Annotated in this window: 8 protein-coding genes; 2 read left to right on the top strand and 6 right to left on the bottom strand. The window is 70.4% G+C overall.

What is annotated here, in order from left to right; genetic code table 11:
• The first annotated feature begins 136 nt into the window (after positions 1-136).
• Positions 137-349, top strand: a complete 213-nt coding sequence (locus tag AN233_RS06095) for a hypothetical protein (protein WP_058365932.1) — start codon at positions 137-139, stop codon at positions 347-349.
• Between the two features lie 93 nt (positions 350-442).
• Here AN233_RS06095 and AN233_RS06090 read toward each other — a convergent pair whose 3' ends face one another.
• From AN233_RS06090 to cmk, 5 genes are all read right to left on the bottom strand, one after another.
• Positions 443-904 (bottom strand): hypothetical protein, encoded by a 462-nt coding sequence (locus AN233_RS06090; protein ID WP_058365931.1) that lies wholly within the window; start codon positions 902-904, stop codon positions 443-445.
• Positions 905-1,049: 145 nt separating this feature from the next.
• Positions 1,050-1,472: a hypothetical protein gene (locus tag AN233_RS06085; protein WP_058365930.1), complete on the bottom strand. Its 423-nt coding sequence runs from the start codon at positions 1,470-1,472 to the stop codon at positions 1,050-1,052.
• Between the two features lie 373 nt (positions 1,473-1,845).
• On the bottom strand, positions 1,846-3,030 hold the full coding sequence (locus AN233_RS06075; protein WP_058365929.1) for a succinylglutamate desuccinylase/aspartoacylase family protein: 1,185 nt from the start codon (positions 3,028-3,030) through the stop codon (positions 1,846-1,848).
• A gap of 114 nt (positions 3,031-3,144) precedes the next feature.
• On the bottom strand, positions 3,145-4,125 hold the full coding sequence (locus AN233_RS06070) for an RNA-guided pseudouridylation complex pseudouridine synthase subunit Cbf5 (RefSeq protein ID WP_058365928.1): 981 nt from the start codon (positions 4,123-4,125) through the stop codon (positions 3,145-3,147).
• Between the two features lie 30 nt (positions 4,126-4,155).
• Complete coding sequence (gene cmk / locus AN233_RS06065; protein WP_058365927.1) at positions 4,156-4,734, bottom strand: (d)CMP kinase; 579 nt, start codon at positions 4,732-4,734, stop codon at positions 4,156-4,158.
• 143 nt (positions 4,735-4,877) lie between these two features.
• Here cmk and radB point away from each other — a divergent pair, with 143 nt between their 5' ends.
• Positions 4,878-5,576, top strand: coding sequence for a DNA repair and recombination protein RadB (radB, locus tag AN233_RS06060; protein ID WP_058365926.1), 699 nt, complete (start codon positions 4,878-4,880; stop codon positions 5,574-5,576).
• A gap of 90 nt (positions 5,577-5,666) precedes the next feature.
• Here radB and AN233_RS06055 read toward each other — a convergent pair whose 3' ends face one another.
• Positions 5,667-6,809, bottom strand: coding sequence for a CBS domain-containing protein (locus AN233_RS06055; protein WP_058365925.1), 1,143 nt, complete (start codon positions 6,807-6,809; stop codon positions 5,667-5,669).
• Positions 6,810-7,005 lie beyond the last annotated feature (196 nt).

Genomic DNA, 7,005 nt, shown 5'->3' with positions numbered 1-7,005 from the left:
GCGGGAGATTTTCGTAGGCACAACTTCGACTCTCCCGCTTCAACTCCCTTACTCTGACGACCTGATCCGACGCTATCTAGCGATTAAACACGGCCTTCCGTCCCTACGTCGGACTCGTCGACGGAGTGGTCGCCTGATGGACGTGCTGCTTCAGTACGTCATCGCGGTCGCGGCGGCCGTGACGGCAACCGCGGCCGTCGGTACGGCAACCGCGGCCTACGCGACCTATCGCGTCGTAAGACGGCACGAGCGCGCTCTCTTTGGCGAGGAGGCCATCGACGCGTGGGACGGCCTCATCGAGATGGTCGGCGAACACCGAGCTGTCCTTCGGCAGAAAGGCTACCTGTGATACCCTTCAACCCGGTGGTCGCGGTCGCGAGAAAGCAGCTCGAAACGGACTAACGGGAACGGCCGGGCGACCGGCACGGCCCGTTGATTCTCCTCAAAACGTCTCGCGGTACTTCCAGATATCCGGGTCGGCACAGCGCGGCTTGACTCGGTAGACGGTTCCGCGACCGTCGCGCGCCGTCCCCGGTTGTGCGTTCTGCTGGGCGACGTAGCCCTTCCGGCGCAGGTCGATGAGCACCGCGTGGAGTTCGTCGCGCGGCGCGGAGAGACGCTGCGCGAGTTCGCTCCCCCGGATACGTGGATGGACGATCAGCGATTCGTTCGCCACTGCGAGCATCGCCTCGTACTGCTTCCGGAGGTCGTCACGCTGCGGGAGGAAGTGGCGGTCGCCCGTCTCCGGCGCGTTGTTCTCGACGAACTCCCGGAGGGCCTCGCTCCGGTTGCTGTAGCCGAGATCGTCGAGCACCGCGTCGAAGCGTTCGACCGCGTCAGCGTCGGCCTTGAACGTCACCGTCTTCTGCCGGTCGCCGCCCGCGAGTTGGTTTCCGGTGCTCATCGACGGCCTCCGTAATATCCGATATTCTCGGTCGTATTACCGACGCCGTGTTGCGATTTCCCCGCCGATACAGTGGGAGTATTACGACCCCCCGCGGGGGCTGAGCCGCTCTCGTGCGCGCTCGCGCTTTCCGCGTACGCGCGGCTCACCGTCGACCACCTCCAACGACGCGGCCGCCGTCCGCCATCGCCGCCTCGATGTGAGCGTCGGCGCGGGCGACCGCCGCGTCCCCAGCGTCGTAGACGCGGACGGGCTCGCCGTCGTCACCTTCGATCGCACCGAAGGCCGCCTTGCGGACCGTGCAGAGGTGCGCGCACGGCTCGTCCGGATCGTTGTACTTCCGGGCAGGGCAACGCTCCTTCCCGTCGTCCATGAGCGCCATGCAGGCGCCCGTGAGGCCGCCGTGGTCGCGTTCGAGGCGCACCTCGTGCGTGTGCTCGCCGTCGGGGAGAAGGACGTGCCAGCGGTTCCACGCGACGCGCTCGATGAGCGCCGCGGTCGGGTCGGCACGCTCCCAGCTTGCACTTCCGACGTCGCGCCTGCCCTCGAAGTCGAGCACCTCAGGCATCGGCTGCACCTCCCGAGGCGTTGGCCTTGCCGGTCCGCTCGCGGTGCTCACAGATCGGGCAGTACTGGTGCGGAACGTCGTAGCTCCGATCCGTGACGAGGGTCACGGACGGGTGAACTCCACACCGGCGAGTCACGCCATCTCACCCCGGTTAACGGCGTCGCTGGCCGGCTTTACATCAGTTCCTTTATAAAGGGCATGGGACCGCTGAGAGTCGAACTCAGGTCCTACCGACCCCATCGGCAGAGGATACCACTACCCCACGGTCCCGAACTACACCCGAAGCAACGAGAGTCCCGTAATTAAGAACTTCGCTTCGCGCGCCCCGTGTCTCACGGTGTCGTCCGGCAGTGTCGGGCCGTAGTCGCCCGGTTCAGTCCTCGTTCGCGTCCCGGGGGACGACGAGGTCGCCGTCGTCGCGGACCGCGAGGCTCGCCACCGCGTCACCCTCGTAGGCGGCCAGTCCCTCGGCGCGGCCGAGGACGTAGCCGTCGCGGTCGACGGTCACCTCGGCGCGCGGCTCCCCGGTGGGGGAGACCACGTCGGCGACCGTATCGCCGGCCGCGACCGCGTCCCCGGCCGCGACGCGGTGACGGATCAGGCCCGCGGTCTCGGTGCGCGGGCCGCGGAAGCGCCGGACGGGGAAGTCGACGGGCGCGTCGGGGACGCCCTCGCCGGGCGCCGGGAGGTCGTCGGGCACGTCCGCGGCGTCCAGCAGGCCGAACTCGGCCGCGACGGCGTACACGCCCGCGACGCCCGCGGCGCGGGTGTCCTCCTCGACGACGCTGTGAGCGCCCAACTCGACGGTGATCGCGGGCACGCCGCCGGTGTTGAGCGCCGCGCCGGCGGTCGAGCGCTGGAGGCGCTGGTCGAGGTACTCCTCCGCGGGGTACTCCGTCAGGACCGGGAAGCCGAAGGCGTCCGCGAGGCGGTCGAGGTCGGCGGCGAGCGTCTCGGCCTCCGCCTCGGTCCGGCGCTCGCCGTAGAGGACGCGGTCGCGGATGGTGAACGGGACCGATCCGACGCCCGCGGTGTGGAGGTCGATCAGCGCGTCCGCGGCGACTTCGGGGCTGGCGTCCACGCTGAGGTCGTCACCGACCTCCGTTCCTTCGTCGTCGTTCTCCGCCTCTCCGTCGTCCCCGCCCGGCGCGGGCTCGCCGACGATCGCCTCGTAGAGCCGGCGGTCGATCCGCTCCTGAACCTCCGGCGGTCGGCTCGCGTCCCGCTCCGCGTCGGGGAAGTGTCTGTTCGGGTCGTCGTCGCCGTAGTAGGTGTGGCGGGCGTTGCGCCGGAGGCCGGCCGGAGAGGCGACCGGCACGCAGACGACCGCGCCCGCGAGCCGCTCGGGCAGGTCCTCGCGCATCGCGTCCTGCGCGACCGCGACGCCGGTCGCCTCGTCGCCGTGGACGCCGCCGGTGAGCCACAGCGTCGGGCCGTCGTCGACGCCGTTCGCGATCAGGACCGGGAGGCGCTCGGCGCCGCCGGTCGGGAGGTCCGTCACGTCGAGCCAGCCGCGGGCGAGTTCGCCCGGGGCCGCCTCCGCCGTTCCGAGGTGCATGCGTGGCCGTGTCGCGGCCGGGACAAAAGGCTCCGCGTCGCGGTCCGGCGCGGGGGGTTCCGCGATTCGAGAGGATCCCGCGGCGATGCGGCTGCGGGCCTGCAGACGGCCGGCTTACAACAGGACGCGTTCGAGGTCGACGGCGGTCCCCGAGTCCGCCTCGGGGTTCCCGACCAGCCGGCCGAGACAGACCGCGCTCCCGTTGGGGGCGAAGCAGGCGACGAGGGGGGCCTCGTCGGCGTCCGCGGAGAGGTCGGCGGGCGCGGCGAGCACGCCGGGGGCGTACACCGGTGCGCCGTGTGCCACCTCGCGGGCCGCGGAGGCGGCGACCTCCACGCGCGGGAGGTGCGTCAGCGCGTCCTCGGCGGGACGGACGACCTCGCGGAGGAAGTCGGCGTCGCCCTCGCGGGCCCACGCCAGCGCGTCCGTCAGGTCCTGGAGGGTGTGGAGGTCGCGGTCGTCGAAGGGGTCCGTGGCCGTCCGGCGGAGGTGGCCCATGTGCGCGCCGGTCCCGGCCGCCAGTCCGATGTCGTGGCACAGTTTGCGGACGTAAGTGCCCGACTCACACCGGATCCGGATCAGCGCCTGCCGCTCCCGGACCTCGAGCACGTCGAGGTCGTGGATCGTTCGGGTGCGGAGCCGGCGGGTCACCGCGCTCTTGCGCGGCGGCTTCTGGTAGATCTCGCCTTCGAACTCCGCGGCGACGGTGCGCAGGTCCGCGGGCGCGGGCTTGTGCAGTTCCAGCACGGAGACGTACTCCTTGGTCCCCTCCAGAAACACCTGGGCGGCGCGGGTCGCGGTCCCCGTGAGGGTGGGCAGGCAGCCCGTCACCTTCGGGTCGAGCGTCCCCGAATGCGCGACGCCGTCGATCAGGGGGGCCTCGGGGTCCAGCTCCGCGAGCGCCTCGTTGATCAGGCGCTTGACCCACGCGGAGACCTGGTGGGAGGAGGGGCCGGCGGGCTTGTCGAGGTTGACGACGCCGAAGCGCAACAGCGCGGCCGGCGAGCGCTCCTCGGGCGCGGCGCGGAGGGGATCGCCGTCGGCGCCGCCGGCCGCGGAAGCGGCGTCGACGTCGTCGGTGTCTGTGTCCGTCACGGTGGGTTGTGGGGAGTGGGGCGGCGGGGGTTAAAAGTCGTACTCGACGCCCTCGACGGGGTGCTTCCCCTCGTCGTGGGCTGGGTCGTACGCCTCGACGGTCGCCACGAGCGCGTCGAGGAACTTCTCGGGGCCCCAGCGCGCGGTGTTGTAGACGCAGTCGTAGATGGAGAGATCCTCGATGGGGATGTTGTAGTACTCCAGGTAGCGCTTCGCCTCCGAGGCCTCGCGGCGCTGTGTTTCCTCGAGGGCCTGCTCGACGGTCTTGCCCTCGCGCTCCGCGATGCGCTCGGCACGCACCTGCACCGGGGCGTCGAACCAGATCCGGAGGTCAGCGTGGTCCCCCGCGAGCCAGCCGGCGAGCCGCGACTCCAGCACCACGTCGTCCCGCTCCGTCGCGACCTCGTAGAGCCGGCGGTCGAGGTCGCGGTCGATCCCCGGGTCGTCCTCGGCGTGCTCGTTGAACTCGACCGGCGTCATGTCGTGCTCGGCGGCCATCTCGCGGAAGATGTCGCCGCCGCTCACGTGGTCGAGGCCGAGCGCGTCCGCGAGCCCCTTCGCGTTCGTGCTCTTCCCACTCCCCGGCGGGCCGGAGACTGTCAGCAACATATCCTCACTCCGCGTGTCCGACTCAAAACGGTTGCCGTTCGCGGGCCGGGTGCGAGGCCGTGACGTGGCGGTTTCGGCGACCGCGGACGCGACCTCGCCCCGCGACCACCGCGTTTTTCTCGGCCGGCCGCGAACGGTCGCCAGTGTCCGACCCCGTCACCACCGGCTGCGATCCCGTCGACGACCTGCTCGGCGGCGGCTTCGAGCGCGGCGTCGTCACCCAGTTGTACGGCCCGCCGGCGGCCGGCAAGACGAACCTCGCGCTCGCGGCGGCGGTCGAGGTCGCGGCCGGCGGCGGGCGCGTTCTCTACATCGACACCGAGGGACTCTCCATCGACCGCTTCAGGCAGATGGTCGAACATCGGTGTGAGAAACCGGTCGAGGAGGTCGCCTCGCGGCTGATCATCACCGAGGCGTACGACTTCGAGGACCAGGCCGAGGCGGTCCGCGACGCCGCGGAGTTCGCCGAGGAGGTCGACCTGATCGTGCTCGACTCCGCGACCGGCTTCTACCGCATCGAGCGCGCGGGCGACGCGCACGGCGGCGACTCGCTCCGACAGGTGGCCAAACAGGTGACCCACCTGCTGTCGCTGGCGCGCCGCCACGACCTCGCGGTCGTCCTCACCAATCAGGTGTTCTCGGACCCGGACTCCGACCGCACGCGGCCGCTCGGGGGCAATACGCTCGAACACTGGACGGGCGCGATCCTCCGCGTCGATCGGTTCCGCGGTGGCAACCGCCGGGCCACCCTGGAGAAACACCGCTCGAAGGCGGCCGGCGACAAGGCCACGTTCCGGATCACGGACGCGGGCGTCGAGGGGACCGACGAGTTCTCGGCCTGAGGCGCGGTCGAGCGAGCCGACCGGAATCGCGGTTCAAAAAAAGCCGTATCGCGCGTGCCGAGCGCGCCGCGCCGGGCAGTCGAACCGTCGCTACAGCTCGCCCAGCTTGCGGAGCAGCTGGCCGCGGTACTGCTCGTCGGCGTTGATCCCCTTCAGCTCGAGGACGTTGCGCTCCAGCTTGTCGAGCGCGACGTGGAAGGCGTGCTCGGCGCCGTACCCCTCGCCGGTGCCGGCGACCTGCCCCTCGCTGGTGCGGAGGCGGATCTGGGTCTGAATCAGGGGCGTGCCGCGGAGCTTCTCCTTGTGCTGGTGGAGGCGGACGTGCGCGTGGAACACCTGCATCGCGCCGTACTTGTCGGCGACCTGCTCGATGGCGTCGACGACGTGCTCGCGGGAGATGTTGTCGAGCAGGTTGATGTTCGTGATCTGGACGTCCATCGACTGCTCCTCCGTGAACGTGAGCGAGCGGAGGATGTCCGTCTTGGTGATGACGCCCGAGACGGCCTCCTCGGAGGCGGTCGGCGTGACGACGAGCCCCGAGACCTCGTTGTCGAACATGCGCTCCAGCGCCGCCTTCGTCGTCTCGCCGGGCTGGGCGGTGAGGACCGGGCTCGACATCACGTCGTAAACGGGGAGGTCGAGCATCCGGTCGATGTCGCCCGCGCGGTCGCCGCTCCCCTGCCGCTCCTGGTCGCGGACGACGAAGTCGACGATGTCGTTGGTGGTCACGACGCCGGCCAGCAGGTCGTCCTCGTCGACGACCGGGAGCCGGGAGACGCTGTGTTTGCGGAGGCGGTTGATCGCCTGCCCGACGTGTTCCTTCTCGCCGATGGTCACCACGTCGTCGGTGTACACCTGCTCGACGGTGTTGGCGTCGAAGCTGTCGATGACGGCCGCCAGAATGCCGTCCACGGTGACGATGCCGAACAGCTTCTCCCCCTCGTAGACGGGCGCGGCCTTGACGTTCCCCTCCAGCAGGAGCCGTGCCGCCTCGCGGATGTCCTCGTGGCGGTCGATCTCCGGCGCGGGGGTCATCACCGCCGACACCTTCGTGTCGTCCTCCATCCGGGACCGCATCAGCTGCTTTTCCCCGACGACGCCGGCGTACTCGCCGCCCTCGGTCACGATGATCCCCTTCGGGTTCTCGCGCTCGAAGATGGAGCGGACCTTGGCCAACCGTTCGTCGGCCTCGACCTCGACGTACTCCGGCACTGCGATATCGGCAATGTTCATGGTCCAACTGAGACCTACGCCGGGACAGGTATTGAAAGTGGGGGCATTCGGAGTCGCTCCGCGGACCGCCCTCGACACGGCGAGAACCGACTCACGCTCGCGCCGCGGGGTCGGCCTACTCCGCGGTCGACCGCGCGATGTAGACGTCGTAGGTGTCGTCCGCGGCGACGGTCGGGCCCACGTCCGCGACCGAGGA

It is taken from the genome of Haloparvum sedimenti, from assembly GCF_001462205.1.
GTDB classification, from domain to species: domain Archaea; phylum Halobacteriota; class Halobacteria; order Halobacteriales; family Haloferacaceae; genus Haloparvum; species Haloparvum sedimenti.
This window is presented reverse-complemented; position numbering and strand designations above follow the sequence as displayed.

Bases quoted from the DNA above. Each gene is read 5' to 3' on its own strand.
- AN233_RS06095 (WP_058365932.1), top strand. From the start codon at position 137: ATGGACGTGCTGCTTCAGTACGTCATCGCGGTCGCGGCGGCCGTGACG.
- AN233_RS06090 (WP_058365931.1), bottom strand. From the start codon at position 904: ATGAGCACCGGAAACCAACTCGCGGGCGGCGACCGGCAGAAGACGGTG.
- AN233_RS06085 (WP_058365930.1), bottom strand. From the start codon at position 1,472: ATGCCTGAGGTGCTCGACTTCGAGGGCAGGCGCGACGTCGGAAGTGCA.
- AN233_RS06075 (WP_058365929.1), bottom strand. From the start codon at position 3,030: ATGCACCTCGGAACGGCGGAGGCGGCCCCGGGCGAACTCGCCCGCGGC.
- cmk (WP_058365927.1), bottom strand. From the start codon at position 4,734: ATGTTGCTGACAGTCTCCGGCCCGCCGGGGAGTGGGAAGAGCACGAAC.
- AN233_RS06055 (WP_058365925.1), bottom strand. From the start codon at position 6,809: ATGAACATTGCCGATATCGCAGTGCCGGAGTACGTCGAGGTCGAGGCC.